We start from the raw sequence: 16,271 nt of genomic DNA, 5'->3' as shown, positions 1-16,271 counted from the left end.
ACGCCAGGATTGCTCATCGGAGGGGACCATGAGACAGAAGATCGTGCGCCTGACTCTGGTCGCCGGGGTGCTCGTACTCGCCCTGCTGCTTCTGCTGGCCACGTGCGGTGCCGGGGGCAGCCAGGACAGGAAGGGCGCCGACAAGCCGGCGAAACCGGTGCCGACGCCCACGGGTCCGGGCCCGGCGACGCAGCTCACGGTTCCTCCCGCGTACACCACACAAAGCGGCTGGGAGCTCGTCAACACCTCTCCCGACTACGCGATCTCCCGGACGACGGGACGCCTCGGCTATCTGCTGCGGGTCGCCGACAACCAGTACCGGCTGGAGACCATCGACTCGGAGACCGGGAAGGCGGGCTGGAAGGGCGAGAACTGGCGGCCGCCGGCCTCGAAGCACTCCCCGAAGCTGCTCCTGGTCACCAAGAACGACGTGGAGTACTTCGTCACCTGGACGTACGGAAAGGTCGGCGTGAACGCGCTGACCCCGGCCGACACGATCGTCTCCCTCGATGTGTACGACGTGAAGGACGGCGCCCGGCGGCGCATCGAGGTGCCGTGGTCCTCCGCCCCGAGCGTCATCGCCTCCGGCCCCGACATCCTGATCAGCGACGGTCGGACGACCAGTGTCGTGGTCGACCCGGCGACCGGACAGATCTCGAAGATCGCTCCCTCGGCGTTGAAGTACCCGAAGGACTGCCCGTCCTGCAAGCAGCTCACCGAGGTGTTCGGACTGACGAAGAAGGGCCTGCTGGTGAGCGGGGCTCGGGAGTTCTGGGTGCAGGGCGGCTGGTTCAGCCGGAACGTCGCCCCGAAGAACACCGACCGCACCAGCGGGATCCCGACGACCGTGGCCCCCGGCTGGGTGCTGGCCAAGTGGCAGCTCGCCAAGGGGCAGGAGCCGGCGAAGACCCATGACCTGTGGGCGGTGCACGACGCGGAGACGGGGAAACCGGTGGCCACGGTGGAGTGCAACAAGGTGGCCATCAAGCCGGGCCAGTACCCGCAGGCCGTCATGTCGCCCTCGGGCGGCTATCTGGTGGCCGGGAACCTCGCCTTCGACCTGACGGCCAAGAAGGGTTTCTGCCTGGAGGCGCCGGACGGTTCGAAGCGGCTGACGCTGGCCTCCGTCACGGACGAGGGCATCGCGTACGGCGCGACGAACGTGCGCAACGCGACGGACGCCCTGAACGGTGGCGGCCGCCCGGTCGCCGTCGAGGTCGTCACCGGGACCCCGGAGGGGCTGCCGTCCAATGTGCGGCTGCCGGGCGCGGAGGCGGAGGCAGGCGTCGGCGTGTTCCGGTGGACGGACGAGCTGGACCGGCTTCATCTGCTCGGCTACCCGCGCGCGCCCCACTGAGCTCCTCCAAGGGCCGTCCTGGTGGGGACGAGAACGTGGGGGGTGCCTGGCGTCGCGGTCCCGGCCGTGATCCGCCGGACACTCCCGGGTCGTTCCCGAGCTTCTACGACCGCCGTTGCCAGGGTCGGCACAGGCCCAGGAAGCAGACCATCGCGCCGACCGCGCACACGACCTGGACGACCGCCATCGGGACGGCCGTCTCCTCCCCCGCGATCCCGACGAGCGGTGAGGCGACAGCCCCGATCAGGAACGACGACGTACCGAGCAGCGCCGAGGCGGAACCCGCCGCGTGCTTGGTACGCATGAGCGCCTGGGCATTGGTGTTCGGCATCGCGAGCCCCATCGCGGACATCAGGACGAAGAGCCCGGCGGCGACCGGCACCAGACCGACCTCGCCGAAGACGCCGGACGTCATCAGCAGCAGCGCGACCGCGGCGAGGACGATGACGCCGAGCCCGAAACCGAGCGCCTTGTCCAGGCTGATCCGGCCCACCAGCAGCCTGCCGTTGATCTGGCCGACAGTGATCAGGCCGATGGAGTTGATGCCGAAGAGCAGGCTGAAGGTCTGCGGCGAGGCACCGTAAATTTCCTGAACCACGAACGGTGAGGCGCTGACATAGGCGAAGAGTGCGGCGAAGGCGAGGCTGCCCGCGATCATGTAACCGGTGAAGACCCGGTCGCCGAGGAGCCCGCGCATGGTGCGCAGTGCCTCGCCGATCCCGCCGGTGTGCCGTTCCTCCGGCGGCAGCGTCTCGTGCAGCCACTTCCAGACGACGAGGGTGAGCGCGACGCCGACGACGGTGAGAACGGCGAAGATGCCCCGCCAGTCGGTGAACCGCAGCACCTGTCCGCCGATCAGCGGCGCGACGATCGGTGCGACGCCGGAGATCAGCATCAGGGTGGAGAAGAACTTGGCCATCTCCACGCCGTCGTACATGTCACGGACGACGGCGCGGGCGATGACGATGCCGGCCGCGCCCGCAAGGCCCTGCAGGAGGCGGAAGCCGATGAGGAGTTCCGCGGTGGGCGCGAAGACGCAGATCGCGGTGGCGAGTACGTAGACCGCCATGCCGATGAGCAGCGGCCGGCGCCTGCCCCAGCGGTCGCTCATCGGTCCGACGACGACCTGGCCGAGCGCCATTCCGGCGAGGCAGGCGGTGAGGGTGAGCTGGACGGTGGCCGCGGGGGCGTGCAGGGCGTCGGTGACTGCCGGCAGCGCAGGCAGGTACATGTCCATGGAGAGCGGCGGAAGAGCGGTGAGACCGCCGAGGACGAGGGTGACGAGGAGTGCGGTGCGGCGGGCCGCGGCGGTGGCGGCGGGCCCGGCACCGGTGCTCTCGCCGGTGCCGGGCTCGACTGCGGCGTTCGATATGTCTGCGTGCTGGGCTCGGCTCACGCCGGTCTCCGGCATTCTCATCTCCAAATAGTTGAATCCGCCTCTATGCTCTCAGCTCAGCCGGAGTGGTCGAGACCTTTTTCTTGGGAGCAGGCATGAGCAGGACCGTGCGTTGGGGCGTGCTGGCTACGGGTGGCATCGCCGCGACCTTCACCGCCGACCTGCAGGCGATGCCCGACACGGAAGTGGTCGCCGTGGCTTCCCGTACGGACACGTCGGCGAAGGCGTTCGCCGAACGGTTCGGCATACCGAAGGCGTACGGCAGCTGGGCCGAGCTCGCCGCCGACGACGAGGTCGACGTGGTGTACGTGGCCACGCCGCACTCCGCGCACCGGGAGGCCACCGCGCTCTGCCTGGAGGCCGGAAAGCACGTGCTGTGCGAGAAGGCGTTCACGCTCAATTCCCGGGAGGCGGAGGAGCTCGTGGCGCTCGCCCGGGACCGTGGCCTCTTCCTCATGGAGGCGATGTGGACGTACTGCAGCCCGGTCGTCCGGCGGCTGACCGCACTGATCGCCGACGGCGCCATCGGCGACATCCGTACCGTGCAGGCCGACTTCGGGCTCGCGGGTCCGTTCGGCCCGGACCACCGGCTGCGGGACCCGGCGCTCGGCGGCGGCGCGCTGCTGGACCTCGGGGTGTACCCGGTGTCGTTCGCTCATCTGCTGCTGGGTGAGCCGGACCGTGTCCAGGCCGATGCGCTGCTCTCCCCCGAGGGCGTCGATCTGAACACCGGCATGCTGCTGGGCTGGGAGTCGGGCGCCACGGCGCTGCTCAGTTGCTCGGTCACCGCCGACACCCCGCAGACCGCGTCGGTCACGGGCACCAGGGGGCGGATCGACTTCCCGCGCGGTTTCTTCTACCCGGAGCGGTTCGTGCTGCACCGGGAGGGTCACGACCCGGAGGAGTTCACCGCGGGGAGCGCGGGCGACGGGCTCCGCGGGATGCAGTTCGAGCAGGCGGAGGTCCTGCGCGCGCTGAGGGCCGGTGAGACGGAGTCGCCGCTGGTGCCGCTGGACGGATCGCTGGCGGTGATGCGGACGCTCGATGCGGTACGTGACCGCATCGGCGTCCGCTACCCGGCGGACGACATCGGCTGACCGGGACGGAGGCAGGGCTTCACGCAGGCGTGAGGCCCTGGTTCCCCACCTCCGAGGACTTTTGCAGCGCTCTCCCTCGTGAGCGAGGCCTTGGTTCTCCCGGCTGAGGAGTAGACCGCCTTTGCGGCCGAGCCGCAGCAGTTCAACGGCGAGGGAGACCATGTGCATCCGCCGGTGGCGCAGGAATCGCCGGGGAACGATCGGGGAATGACCCCTGGGAGCCCGAACCGGCCGCCCGGCGGCGACTCTTGAGGCGAGAGGCGTACGCTGCGTCGTCATGGGCAACAAAGTGTTGAACCCCGACGTGAGGACGGCCGTCGTCACGGGCGCGGGCTCCGGGATCGGCCGCGCGGTGGCTCTCGCCCTGACGGGCGCCGGTTGGTCGGTGGCGCTCGCGGGCCGCCGCCCCGAACCCCTCGCCGAGACCGTGGAACTGGCCGGGCCGGACGCCCGGGCGATCACCGTCCCCGCCGACGTCTCCCGCCCCGAGGACGTGGACGTGCTCTTCTCCTCCGTACGGGAGTGGACCGGCCGGGTCGACCTGCTGTTCAACAACGCGGGCACGTTCGGCCCGCGCTCCGTCCCGGTCGAGGAGCTCTCCTACGAGGACTGGCGCACGGTCGTCGATGTGAACCTGACAGGGGCCTTCCTGTGCGCGCAGGCCGCGTACCGGCAGATGAAGGAGCAGGACCCGCAGGGCGGCCGGATCATCAACAACGGCTCGATCTCCGCACATGCGCCGCGCCCCCACTCGGTGGCGTACACGGCGACCAAGCACGCGATGACCGGGCTGACGAAGTCGCTGTCGCTGGACGGCCGTCCGTACCGGATCGCCTGCGGGCAGATCGACATCGGGAACGCAGCCACGGAGATGACGGAGCGGATGCAGACCGGCATCCTCCAGGCCAACGGCGAACTGGCGGTGGAGCCGGTGATGGCAGCGGCGGACGTGGCCCGGACGGTGGTGCACATGGCGGAGCTGCCGCTGGAAGCGAACGTGCAGTTCGCGACGGTCCTGGCGACGACGATGCCGTACGTGGGCCGGGGTTGACGATTCCTTGCGCGCGCCGCCGGTCGAGCCGAGCGGCACGCTCCCGGACTCCTGCTCCTGGGTGAAACGGGCACCGGCGTCAAGAACCGCCACCACGCCCGTGGGCCGCGTTCCGGGCCGCCGGCCCGCCCCGGGCGGGAATGCCTTGGCTCGCGGCAGGGTTGAGCAGCGTCATGAGTGAGATTTCAGGAACCGAGGTCCTGCGCTACACCGCCTTCTCCGCCGACCCGCAGGGCGGCAATCCGGCGGGGGTCGTCCTCGACGCGTCCGGTCTCGACGACGCCGCGATGCTCGCGATCGCGGCGGAACTCGGCTACAGCGAGTCGGCATTCCTGACCGGACCGGGCACTTCGGGTGAATCGGGTGGTCGCGGCTACACGATCCGCTACTTCAGCCCGAAGGCCGAAGTCCCGTTCTGCGGCCATGCCACCGTCGCGACAGCCATCGCCCTCGCCGAGCGCAACGGGCCGGGCGACCTCGTGTTCACCACTCAGGCGGGTACGGTCCCGGTCACCGTCGTCCGGGACGCCACCGAACTCCGCGCCACCCTCACCAGCGTCGAACCGCATGTCACGGATGTCGCCCCGGACGACCTGGCCGAGGCGCTGGCCGCCCTGGACTGGCCGGCCGGCGACCTGGACCCGGCCCTGCCGCCACGGATCGCCTATGCGGGCGCCCGTCATCTGGTGCTGGCCGCCGGAAGCCGGGAGCGCCTCGCCGACCTCGACTACGACTTCGCCCGCCTCGAAGCGCTGATGCACCGGCTCGACCTGACCACGGTCCAGCTGGTGTGGCGCGAGTCGGCGACCGTCTTCCACGTCCGCGACCCGTTCCCGGTCGGCGGCGTGGTCGAGGACCCGGCGACGGGTGCGGCGGCGGCCGCCTTCGGCGCGTACCTGCGCGAGCTGGCGCTCGTCCCGGACGCCGCGGTCCTCACCCTCCACCAGGGTCAGGACATGGGCCGCCCCGGCACGCTCGCGGTCGAACTGCGCGCGGGCGACGCGCGGGTGCGGGTGAGCGGCACGGGAACGCGTATCCCCGCGGCGCAGTGAGCAACCGGCCGAGGCCGGACCGCTGACGTCACCGAGGGGTGTGCCGGGCGTGGGCGGCGCCGAAGCCCGTGCCCGGCTCGCGGTCGACGCGCGAGGGGCCGGGCGCCGCGTGAGGGGAGACGGATCAAGACGTCGTCCCGGCGGATCCACCCCGGGACAGCCCTTAGGAGGCCGACCACCCCAGCAGTAAGATGCTGACAGTCCGGTTTCCCCTTTCAGTCAGACCCCTGTGGCGCCGACCACGCCACGACTAGAGAGACTCGTAGCTGATGGCCCAGCAGGCGCGCGCGATCCAGACTCGACGGTCGATCCTGGTGGCGGCCGCCGCCGTGTTCGACGAGCGTGGCTACAGCAGCGCCACCATCAGCGAGATCCTCGCCAGGGCGGGGGTGACCAAGGGCGCGCTGTACTTCCACTTCAACTCGAAGGAAGAACTGGCGCTCGGTGTGATGGATGTCCAGCTGGACAGTTTTCCGCTGCCGCCGCAACCGACGAAGCTTCAGGAGCTCGTGGACCAGGGAATGATTCTCGCCCACCGGCTCCGCCACGAACCCCTGGTGAGGGCAAGCGTCGGGCTGGCGATGGACCAGGCGGTCGAGGGTCTCGACCGGGGCACCCCGTTCCGGGCCTGGATCGACCGGCTCGAACATCTGCTGAGCGCCGCCAGGAGCCAGGGCGAGCTGCTGCCGCACGTGCATCCGCGTGAGACCGCCGAGCTGCTGGCGGGCGCCTTCTCCGGAATCCAGGTGATGTCCCAGGTCCTGTGCCGGCGTGAGGACTTGGGGCGCCGGATCTCCGTACTGCTGCATTACGTCCTGCCGAGCATCTCGACGCCCGCCGTGCTGGCCACGCTCGACATGTCGGAGGATCGCGGCGGGCGGCTGCTCGCGCAGCTGGAATCCGTGCCGAGCCAGGCCGGCGCCACCGGCTGAGTGCCCGGAGCCGCACCGTCCGGCCCGGAATCGTAACGGGCGGTCTGCGAGGCTCCCCCGGCTCTCCACCCTCGGACCGCCAGTCGGGCGTAATCCATGCCACCGGCCCGGTGATTCCGGGCGGCGACGGAAGTCTTACCTCTGACCGCACCAGTTACTACCGCATCGATCCGGACGGCGGCACTCAGCTGGTGGACGCCCCCGACGGGCAGTGGAGCAGCGTGCCCCCGTTCCCGTCCGGCGCGGGCGGACTGGTGTCCACGGTCGACGACTGGCTCGCCTTCGCCCGCATGCTGCTCGCCGACGGCGACGGGCTGCTGTCGCCCGCATCGGTGCGGCAGATGACCACCGACCAGCTGACACCGGCCCAGCGGGCAGCCAGTGCCCTGTTCATCGAGGGCCAGGGCTGGGGCTTCGGCGGCTCGGTCGATGTCGAGACCGCCGATCCGTGGAACGTGCCGGGACGCTACGACTGGGTCGGCGGCACGGGAACGACGGCCCACCTCACTCCGTCCACCGGCACGGTCTCCATCATGCTCAGCCAGCTGGAGATGACCGGACCGACACCGCCCGCCCTGATGCGGGACTTCTGGCGGTACGCAGCGGGCGCCTGAGAGCCTGCCGGGTGACCTTCGGTCGGATAGCGGACGCGGTCCGGTGCGTGCGATTCCAAGACGGCGGGATGTCCTCGGATGGGGTCTCCCCTGCTCGAACGAAGCTGAGAGCCTGGGGAAGGAGCTACGAGGACATTTCGGCAACGCGGGAAGCGTGCGTGCCAGGGCGTGGCCGCCCGATCAAAGGTCACCCGACAGGCTCTGAGGCCATGGGCGGCCCGGATCCGTCCGGACGGATCCCCGCTACGCCAGCAGCGCGCCGATCTCCGCCACCTGCTCGTCCCGCAGCGGCCCGTGGGCCATCGCCCCGGCATTCTCCTCGGCCTGGGCGACCGTCCGGAAACCGGGGATCGGCACGGTGTGCGGGCTGCGCGCCCAGAGCCAGCCGAGGGCGCCCTGCGCAAGGGTGCGGCCGTCCGCGGTCAGGATCTCGCGTACGGCGTCGACCCGCGCGGCCCACTCCGGCGCCGCGGCCCCGCCCGCCCCGAACCACCGCAGCCAGGCGGGCGGGGTGGCCCGGATGTCACCCGCACCGCCGCGCCGGCCGGGGCCGTACGCGCCGGTGAGAAGGCCCATCGCGAGCGGGCTGCGGTTGATGCTCGCGAGCCCCTGCTCCGCACAGAGCGCAAGCATCTCCGGCGCGTCCTGAAGCACATTGCAGGCGTGCTGCACGGCGACGCAGTGTGCCCCCTCGGCGAACAGCGCGGCGCGCACCGGGTCGTCGGTGCTCCACGCGTACGCCAGGATCAGCCCCTCGGCCACGAACTCCTCACAGACCTCACGGAGTTCGGCGGCTTCGTCGAGCGGAGCATCGGACAGGTGCAGCTGATAGAGGTCGATGCGGTCGGTGCCGAGCCTGCGGAGCGAGCCGATGAGCGCCTCGCGGGCGTACGCGGGCGAGCTGTCGCCGGCGATCAGTGTGCGGGTCCGCTCGTCGAAGCGGTTGCCCCACTTGGTGGCGATGACGACGTCGTCGCGGTTCCCCGCGAGGGCCCGGGCGAGAACGCGTTCGCTGTGCCCGGCCCCGTACACATCGGCCGTGTCGAAGAACGTCACACCGAGGTCGAGCGCCCGCCTGACCGCGGCCACGGACTCCTCGTCGTCGACCGCACCCCAGCCGAGCGGATTGCCGTCCCGGTCCGCCCATTCGCCGCCGATGGCCCAGCAGCCGAAGCCGAGCGCACCTACCTCGGCCCCGTCGCGCCCGAGGGTCCTGTTCCTCATCTCTGTCTTCATGCCACGCAGGCTAGGAGTTGGAGTGCGCACGAGGACAAGCACCGGTGTCCGGACATGGCAGGCTGCACCGTATGAACGCCGACCTGAACGGCCGCCCGGACGGCACGGACACCGACGATGCGGACCGGTCTCCCTGGGACACCATCGACCACCTCCGCAGCTGGCTCGACGCGGGAACCGGCATCCGCCCCGAGCAGGATCTCCTGTTGCGGATGCTGAAACTCTCGGAGGAGGTCGGCGAGGTCGCCCAGGCCGTCATCGGGGCCATCGGTCAGAACCCGCGCAAGGGCGTCACCCATTCCTGGCAGGACGTGGAGGCGGAACTCTGCGATGTCGTCGTGACGGCGATGGTCGCCCTCCGCACCCTCACCCCCGAGGCGCCCCAGGTCTTCGCGGGGCATCTGCGCCGGATCGCGGCACGGGTGCCCTCGCCGGAGCGGACCGGTGAGGCCGACGGCGCCCCCGGTTCCTGACGGCCGATCCCCTACCGGGCAGCGACATCCGCCCTGTGGCAGGGCGGCGACCGACAGCTGAACATCGAGCGACTACGATCGCGGGCACCGCAGCGAGCTCAGGAGTGCTGACCTTGTCCGAACCGCGCATCGGCGTATCCATCGTGACCATGGGCGACCGCCCGCAGCAGGTCGAGGCGCTGTTGGCCTCGGTGGCCATGCAGGACGTGCTGCCGGCCCGTCTCGTCGTCGTGGGCAACGGCTCGCCGCTCCCGGACTTCACCGGCTTCCCCGGCCTGTCGGGCCTCGCCGGCGGCGTGACCACGATCGAGCTGGACGAGAACCTCGGCTGCCCCGGCGGCCGTAACGTCGCCATCGCGGCACTGGCGGAACGCGGGGACGTGGATGTCGTCGTCGAGCTGGACGACGACGGTCTGCTCGTCGACACCGGTGTGCTGCGCAAGGTCCAGGAGCTGTACGCCGCCGACCCGCAGCTCGGCATCGTCGGGTTCCGTATCGCCGACGAACACGGCGAGACGCAGCGCCGCCACGTCCCCCGGCTGCGCGCCACCGACCCGATGCGGCGCGGCCCCGTCACGGCGTTCCTCGGCGGTGGCCACGCCCTCTCCATGAAGATGCTCGCGGAAACCGGCCCATGGCCGGCGGAGTTCTTCTTCACGCACGAGGAGACGGACCTCTCCTGGCGGGCGCTCGACGCAGGCTGGAAGATCCTTTACGAGCCCGATCTGCTGCTCCAGCACCCCAAGACGTCCCCGGCCCGGCACTCGGTCTACTACCGGATGACGGCCCGCAATCGCGTCTGGCTGGCCCGCCGCAATCTGCCGCTCCCTCTGGTCCCCGCCTATCTGGGCACCTGGACCCTCCTCACCGTGGCCCGCACCCGATCGGCCACGGGACTGCGCGCCTGGGCCGGCGGCTTCGCCGAGGGGGTCCGCACCCCGTGCGGGCGTCGGCAGCCGATGCGGTGGCGCACGGTGTGGCGGATGACGATGCTGGGGCGGCCACCGGTCATCTGACCCGGACGTGCCGACGGGCGCCCGGTTCGCGCGGGCGCCCGCCGACAAGCTCGCTCAGGCCAGTCGCAGATCGATGAAGGGCACGCTGTCACCCGGCAGCACATAGCGGTCGACCTCGACGAATCCGTGCGCGTGCGCGAACCGCAGCCCGTCCGGGTTGGTCGCCAGGACAACCGTCTCGATGACGTCCGCGCCAAGCTTTCGCGCCTGTTCCAGCCCTCGTGCGTAGAGTTGGGCACCGATCCCCCGTCGCCGGTGAGCGGGGAGCACCCGGGCGATGACGGTGGCCACCGATGCCTCACTCGTGGGCGGCCGCACCGTCGAACAGCCCACGAGAGCATCGTCGAGATAGGCCACCTCCAACCGGTGACGCCGGACACGCTCACGCACCTCGTCGAGAGACAACTCGGCAGTGGGAATGATCGTGTTGTGAACGTGCCGCCAGTCCTGAAGCGTGGCTTCGGCGTCCACGGGTTCGAAGCGAAGATCACTCATCGCAGCAGGAAACCGTGCGCGCGGTGGGACGTCAACTGCCTTTCGACACCTCGGACATCGGCGCCGCACCGGCCTCGAATTCCCAGCGCGGCCTGCCACCGGGAGTTCACACTGCCGGGATGGATGAACGCAGAGAAGAAGACGTCGTCGTACCGGCAGCAACCCCGTCCTCGGTGCTCTCGTCCGAGCTGCTGGGATTCCCTCCCGACGCCCGGGTACTCATCATCAACGCCGATGACCTCGGGATGTACCACGCCGTCAACTCGGCCGTCATCGAGTCGATCGAGCGGGGGATCGTCAGTTCCTGCAGCCTCATGGCGCCGTGCCCCTGGGCGCTGCACGCCATGCATCTGCTCCGCGGGCGTCCGGAGATCCCGTTCGGGATCCACCTCACACTGGTGTGCGATACGACGCACTACCGGTGGGGCCCGCTGACGCCGAAGGCGCACGTCCCGTCCCTGCTCGACGACGCGGGCGATCTCTTCACTCCCGCCACCCGCTCCGAGCTCCTCGCCCGGGCCCGTATCGACGAGGTCGAATCCGAGTTCCGCGCGCAGATCGACGCCGTGTTCGAAGCCGGTCTGTCCCCGACTCATCTGGACTGGCACTGCCTGGCCGACGGCGGACGCGACGACATCCTCGACCTGACCGTGGCGCTGGCCGCCGAGTACGGCCTGGCGGTACGGATCTGGCTCGAGCCGGGGCGCCGAAAGCTGCGACGGCAGGGGCTGCCGGTCACCGATCGGCCGTTCCTGGACAGTTTCGCTCTGGACATCGACGGCAAGCCGGCCCGCTACACCGAACTGCTGCGCACCCTGCCGACCGGTCTCAGCGAATGGGCGGTACATCCGGGTCTCGGCAACGAGGAGGCGCAGGCGATCGAGCCCGACGGCTGGCGCGTGCGCCGGACCGACTACGAGTTCCTCGTCTCGCCCAAGGCCCGCGAAATCCTCCGGGAGGAAGGGATCGTGGTGATCGACTATCGGTCCCTTCAGGAGAAGTGGGCCCGGACGGCAGCGGAGTGATGGAATCCGCCACGACGGCATCGGACTCGCCGCCGCCGGGAGCTCCGGTGCGGTTCCCTACCAGGAGGACGTGGGGCTGGTGGCGACCTGCCACTGATCGAGGATGCCGTCCCAGTCATGCATCGGTGCGGAGTTCATGGTGGTGTGAGAAGCCTGCTGGTCCCACGTCGTCGCCTGGTCCCACGTCGTCGCCTGGTGCGACGGGCGATGCTGGGTGGGGTAGTACCACTGCTGGGGCCGGGACACGGTGGGCGCCTCGGCGCCTTCGACGCGGCGGTGACGGCCGGAACGGTCCAGAGGCTGCGGGGCCTGGGTGAGGCGGCCCTGCGCCTCCAGGTAGCGGGTGCGGGCGACGAGGCGAGGGAGGTCGAGACCGAGCTCACCTGCCAGTACGGAGAGGTCGGCCCCGGTGCTCCACGCACCGACCAGGACCGCGTCCACGGCCGTCGACGACACCACTCCCTGGACCGCCTCGTCGGCAACGTCCGGGGTGCCCGGGGCGTGAGGGGGGCACGGAGGTGGGGCCGGAGCGTCATGGGACACCGGCCTTTCCCCCGGTTCCGCGTACGGCAGGCATCTGTCCGCGTCCTCGGGAGACAGCTCGTGCGCATCGGCAGCGTGGTGGTCCAGGAGCGCCTTGGCGATTGCCCGGGCATCGTCCTTTCCCACGGTGCGGCGAGCCATGCGCACTTCGCGTTCATGGAGCCCGAGGAGATCCGCGACGGTCCCGTCGCTCCCCAGCGTCACCGCGAACGCAGCCAGCGTCCGCATACGGTTCGCCTGTTGCTCGTCGAGGGTGCTCTGCGCATCGCGCACGTCCTCGTCATTCCTGAAATAGGCCCGCGCCAGTACGGCATGACGCTCCCACAGCTCCCTCGGTTCCATGCCGGGACCAACGTCCCTCCACAGGATTTGAAGCGATTTTCGGCTCAAAGGCACCAAGAAAGGTGAAACTCCATCTAATCTTGCCGTGTCGGACGGTAGTTACCCAAATGGCGGTTGATCGTTACCACCGTCATGAACGCACCCTCATCCGCTACCGTCATCGGCAGGGGCTCGGCGGCATCCATTCCACGCCCCTCGCAGGCCCCACGCCCCTCTCATGCCCGGCCGCGCCCGAGGCCCCAGCTGGATGCGGCACACGGAGCGCGCGCACCGCGCGAGCAGATCACCGGCGCGTTCATGCCGGGTCAGACGTACACGGAGACGGCAAGTGACACACCGCTGTACGCCGAACTGGTGGCAAGTTGGTCAGCGTGCGCCGCTACGGTGCCCGGCGTCCCCGACTCCGAATGGCAGCGCCTGACCTCCTATCAATCCTTCCTCTGCGAAGTCGAGTCCGTCCTCAGGGACCTTCGCCCCCACCGCGCCCCCGACGCGCTGTGCAGCCCCACCGGTCCATCGGCCTTCCCCATGGCCCTGAAGCAGACCCATGACGCGGCCGACGGTCGCCCGCACACGAACTGAAGGCCGTCCCGCACGCATTGCGCGGCCGCTCCCGTCGCCGCGGCACAGGAGCGGCAACGGGAGCGGTGGAATCGGTGGCGGAAAGGGGGGACGGACAGGTCAGGGAGCGGTACCCCAGGCGAGGGTGCCGCCCACGTACACGCCGACCTTCGCCGCATCGGCGTAGGCCGTGTTGGTGCTGCGGCTGTAGTCGTCCGCCTCGTTGAAGTTCGACCAGTCGGTCTTGTTCAGACGCAGCTGGATCTCCCCGGTGGAGGCCCCCGCCGCGAGGCTGCCGCTGCCGAAACCGACCTCCAGGTAGTGGCTGGCCCCGGCGGCCGAGCTGCCGGAGGCCGTCACCCCGAGGGTCACACTGCCGCAGCCCAGCACCGCGTAGTCACAGGCGGTACCGAAGGTGCTCGCGCCGGCCTCGGGGGTGAACCAGTAGCGCACCTTCACCGTGGACAGGTTCACCGCGGCACTCCCGGTGTTGACCAGTTGCAGGCCCATCCGGATCTGGTTGTCGGTAGCCGACGAGTCGCTGTTCTTGTACTGGACCTTGAGGGTGCCGGTGCCCGTTCCGCCGCCCTCGGACGTGGTTGCGGAGACGGCGGCGGAGGCCGCCGAGACGTTCCCGGCCGCGTCCCGGGCCTTGACCGTGTAGCTGTACGCCGTCGAGGCGGTGAGCCCCGTGTCGGTGAAGGACGTCGTGGCCGAGGAGCCCACCTGCACTCCCGCGCGGTAGACGTCGTAGGCCGTCACGCCGGTGTTGTCGGTCGAGGCCGACCAGGACAGCGAGACGCTGCCGCTCGTCTTCCCCGTGACCGTCAGGCCGGTCGGCGCGGAAGGCGCCTGGGTGTCGCCACCGCCGCCGCGGCCGGCACGCCCGCCAGCGATGCGGCGACTGCACATGCGGTGAGCAGCAGAACCGGCAGCCCGCCCGGGCAGCCGTGCATGGTGCGCTTTGCCAGACTCATGACATTCGCTTTCCTCGGCCGAGAACAGCCGGAGGCATGGGAGCGCGACGGCGCCCATGCCTCCGGTTCACGTCTCGAAGATGTGGGGAGCGGAGGGTGGGGAAGCGTGCAAGTCTTGACGATGGGAGCGCTCCCAAGGTGGCGTAGTGATGCGCACCTGTCAAGTGTTGAATCATAACTGCCTTACGTATTCGTTAACTTGACCGCACACGGAAACGCTCTTCGCGGCACACAACCGCAGGTCCGGGATGGGTCGGCGATCCGGAATCACATGCGGACCCACCGTGCGCGCGGCGACTGCCGCCCGCACCGCATTCCGGCCGGGCGTTTCCCCTCTCCGGTGACCACCCGCCCGGACGCATGGACCCCACCCCGGAGGAGCGTGAGCGGAACGCAGCCCTCCGGGGGCCACCCCGCGGCTCGCGACGCGGCGACGCACTGGCCGAAAATCGCCTGTCGAGGGCCACCGCGCACGACATCCGTACACCGACGGGAATGCGTCACCGAGTACCCGGACGCGTGCGGGCCCGATCGACGCCGGGCTGCTGCGACCGACTCCGGAACGGACCGGTTTCGCAAGGAAGTTCGCCTGGAGAAAGTCCGATGATGGGCAGCTCTCGGATCACGACGGTGGGGGCTGCGGGTCTCGATCAGGTGCCGGCGTACGGGTTAGGGTGCACAGCCGGGTACTCCGCGCGCGTCGTCGGTGCCGGGCCCACGACATGGGGAATGAGACGGTCACGGCATGCGAATCACAGCGCGAGAGCTCAACCGCTCCACGCTCGCTCGGCAGTTGCTGTTGCAGCGGGAGACGCTCGGCGTCGCGGATGCGGTACGGCGCGTGGTCGCGCTGCAGGCGCAGCAGGCGGCCTCGCCCTACGTCGCGCTGTGGAACCGGCTCACCGACTTCGACCCGGCCGACCTCGATTCGGCCTTCGCCGGCCACACGGTCGTCAAGTCGACCCTCATGCGGATCACGTTGCATGCCGTCCACATCGACGATTTCCGGGCCTTTCGTGAGGCCGTGCAGCCGTTGTTGCGTGCCTCCAGGCTGGGTGACCGCTTCACCGCGTCCGGGCTGACTGCCGAGGACGCCGACGCGCTGGTTCCGGAGCTGCTCGCGTTCGCCGACCGGCCGCGAACGGCCGCGGAGTACGAGGCCTGGCTCGCACAGCGGCTGGGTGCGCCGCCGAAGCCCGGAGCGTGGTGGGGGCTGCGGCAGTACACGCCACTGCTGCACGCACCCACCACGCCACCGTGGTCCTTCGGCTCCCGTCCGTCGTATGTCGCGCCCCCGACCCGACCGGTGCTGGCGAACCCGGAGGTGTCCGCCGCGTCCCTGCAGACGCTGGTCCAGCGCTATCTCGAGGGGTTCGGGCCCGCATCGGTGGCGGACGTGGCACAGTTCGCACTGGTCCAGCGCGCCAGGGCCCGGACGGCGCTGCGGGCTCTCGCCGGTGACGGTGCCATCGAGCGGCTGGAAGGGCCGAACGGCGAAGAACTGTTCGACACGCCGGGCGCATCGCGTCCGCACGAGGACACGCCGGCACCGCCCCGGCTGATGGCCATGTGGGACAGCATCCTGCTGGCCTACTCCGACCGCAGCCGTGTCATCCCACCGGACTACCGCACGCTCGTCACCCGCAGGAACGGCGACGTGCTGCCGACCCTGTTGATCGACGGGTACGTCGCCGGTGTGTGGCGTCCGGCCGAGGGAGGAATCGAGGCGACCGCCTTCCACCCCCTACCGGACGACATCTGGGAGCAACTCGCCTCCGAGGCCCGGTCGCTGACGGCCTTCCTGGCCGACCGCGATCCGGAGGTCTATCGCCGCTTCGACCACTGGTGGAGCAAGCTGCCGAGCGCCGAGGCCCGGCTGCTCCCCGGGAATGGAGACGGCGCCCCGAACATCGGCCGGGATCACCCGGCGCTCGACGGGTGAGGGTGGATACCCACCAGTTCGGTGACTGAGAGCCTGTCGGGATCATCGGTCCGCCGGTGCCCCCACGGTCCGCGCGGCGGACCGGGCGTAGCCGACCAGCACCCGATCGTGAACACCGGCTCATGCTTCGCAGGAACCCTGGCAGGCACCCGCCGCAATCCG

General features: G+C 70.2%; 13 protein-coding genes and 2 pseudogenes. 10 read left to right on the top strand and 5 right to left on the bottom strand.

Annotated features, from left to right (window positions below):
- The first annotated feature begins 28 nt into the window (after positions 1–28).
- A complete protein-coding gene (locus tag OG972_RS28835) occupies positions 29–1,357 on the top strand; it encodes a hypothetical protein (protein ID WP_266986285.1) in 1,329 nt (442 codons plus the stop codon).
- Positions 1,358–1,460: 103 nt separating this feature from the next.
- Here the strand turns inward: OG972_RS28835 and OG972_RS28830 are convergent, their stop codons facing one another.
- Positions 1,461–2,768 (bottom strand): multidrug effflux MFS transporter, encoded by a 1,308-nt coding sequence (locus OG972_RS28830; RefSeq protein WP_266986283.1) that lies wholly within the window; start codon positions 2,766–2,768, stop codon positions 1,461–1,463.
- 80 nt (positions 2,769–2,848) lie between these two features.
- Here OG972_RS28830 and OG972_RS28825 point away from each other — a divergent pair, with 80 nt between their 5' ends.
- From OG972_RS28825 to OG972_RS28805, 5 genes and pseudogenes are all read left to right on the top strand, one after another.
- A complete protein-coding gene (locus OG972_RS28825) occupies positions 2,849–3,850 on the top strand; it encodes a Gfo/Idh/MocA family protein (protein ID WP_266986281.1) in 1,002 nt (333 codons plus the stop codon).
- Between the two features lie 277 nt (positions 3,851–4,127).
- The gene (locus tag OG972_RS28820; protein ID WP_266986279.1) at positions 4,128–4,901 is read left to right on the top strand and encodes an SDR family oxidoreductase; all 774 of its coding nucleotides are present in this window, start codon (positions 4,128–4,130) and stop codon (positions 4,899–4,901) included.
- A 173-nt stretch (positions 4,902–5,074) separates the two neighbouring features.
- The gene (locus tag OG972_RS28815) at positions 5,075–5,953 is read left to right on the top strand and encodes a PhzF family phenazine biosynthesis protein (RefSeq protein ID WP_266986277.1); all 879 of its coding nucleotides are present in this window, start codon (positions 5,075–5,077) and stop codon (positions 5,951–5,953) included.
- A gap of 269 nt (positions 5,954–6,222) precedes the next feature.
- Positions 6,223–6,885, top strand: a complete 663-nt coding sequence (locus OG972_RS28810; RefSeq protein WP_266986275.1) for a ScbR family autoregulator-binding transcription factor — start codon at positions 6,223–6,225, stop codon at positions 6,883–6,885.
- A 143-nt stretch (positions 6,886–7,028) separates the two neighbouring features.
- Positions 7,029–7,499: pseudogene (locus OG972_RS28805) on the top strand (serine hydrolase); the annotation flags it as partial.
- Between the two features lie 243 nt (positions 7,500–7,742).
- Here OG972_RS28805 and OG972_RS28800 read toward each other — a convergent pair.
- A complete protein-coding gene (locus tag OG972_RS28800) occupies positions 7,743–8,735 on the bottom strand; it encodes an aldo/keto reductase (RefSeq protein ID WP_266986273.1) in 993 nt (330 codons plus the stop codon).
- Positions 8,736–8,806: 71 nt separating this feature from the next.
- On the opposite strand from OG972_RS28800, the gene OG972_RS28795 reads away from it, so the two are divergent.
- Together OG972_RS28795 and OG972_RS28790 are read left to right on the top strand one after the other, a co-directional pair.
- On the top strand, positions 8,807–9,208 hold the full coding sequence (locus OG972_RS28795) for a MazG-like family protein (RefSeq protein WP_266986271.1): 402 nt from the start codon (positions 8,807–8,809) through the stop codon (positions 9,206–9,208).
- 113 nt (positions 9,209–9,321) lie between these two features.
- Positions 9,322–10,224, top strand: a complete 903-nt coding sequence (locus OG972_RS28790; protein ID WP_266986269.1) for a glycosyltransferase family 2 protein — start codon at positions 9,322–9,324, stop codon at positions 10,222–10,224.
- A gap of 54 nt (positions 10,225–10,278) precedes the next feature.
- Here OG972_RS28790 and OG972_RS28785 read toward each other — a convergent pair whose 3' ends face one another.
- Positions 10,279–10,719, bottom strand: coding sequence for a GNAT family N-acetyltransferase (locus OG972_RS28785; RefSeq protein WP_266986267.1), 441 nt, complete (start codon positions 10,717–10,719; stop codon positions 10,279–10,281).
- A 119-nt stretch (positions 10,720–10,838) separates the two neighbouring features.
- On the opposite strand from OG972_RS28785, the gene OG972_RS28780 reads away from it, so the two are divergent.
- On the top strand, positions 10,839–11,744 hold the full coding sequence (locus OG972_RS28780) for a polysaccharide deacetylase family protein (protein WP_266986265.1): 906 nt from the start codon (positions 10,839–10,841) through the stop codon (positions 11,742–11,744).
- 57 nt (positions 11,745–11,801) lie between these two features.
- Here OG972_RS28780 and OG972_RS28775 read toward each other — a convergent pair whose 3' ends face one another.
- Positions 11,802–12,629 carry a hypothetical protein gene (locus OG972_RS28775; RefSeq protein WP_266986263.1) on the bottom strand — a complete coding sequence of 276 codons (828 nt, stop codon included), beginning with the start codon at positions 12,627–12,629 and terminating at the stop codon, positions 11,802–11,804.
- 681 nt (positions 12,630–13,310) lie between these two features.
- Positions 13,311–14,069 (bottom strand): annotated as a pseudogene (locus OG972_RS28770) (cellulose binding domain-containing protein); the annotation flags it as partial.
- Positions 14,070–14,912: 843 nt separating this feature from the next.
- On the opposite strand from OG972_RS28770, the gene OG972_RS28765 reads away from it, so the two are divergent.
- A complete protein-coding gene (locus OG972_RS28765) occupies positions 14,913–16,109 on the top strand; it encodes a winged helix DNA-binding domain-containing protein (protein WP_266986261.1) in 1,197 nt (398 codons plus the stop codon).
- Positions 16,110–16,271: the final 162 nt, after the last annotated feature.

It is taken from the genome of Streptomyces sp. NBC_01669, assembly GCF_026339735.1.
Taxonomy (GTDB): Bacteria; Actinomycetota; Actinomycetes; order Streptomycetales; family Streptomycetaceae; genus Streptomyces; species Streptomyces yanii.
Note: the sequence above shows the minus strand (reverse complement) of the source record. Positions and strands in the feature narration are given on the sequence as shown.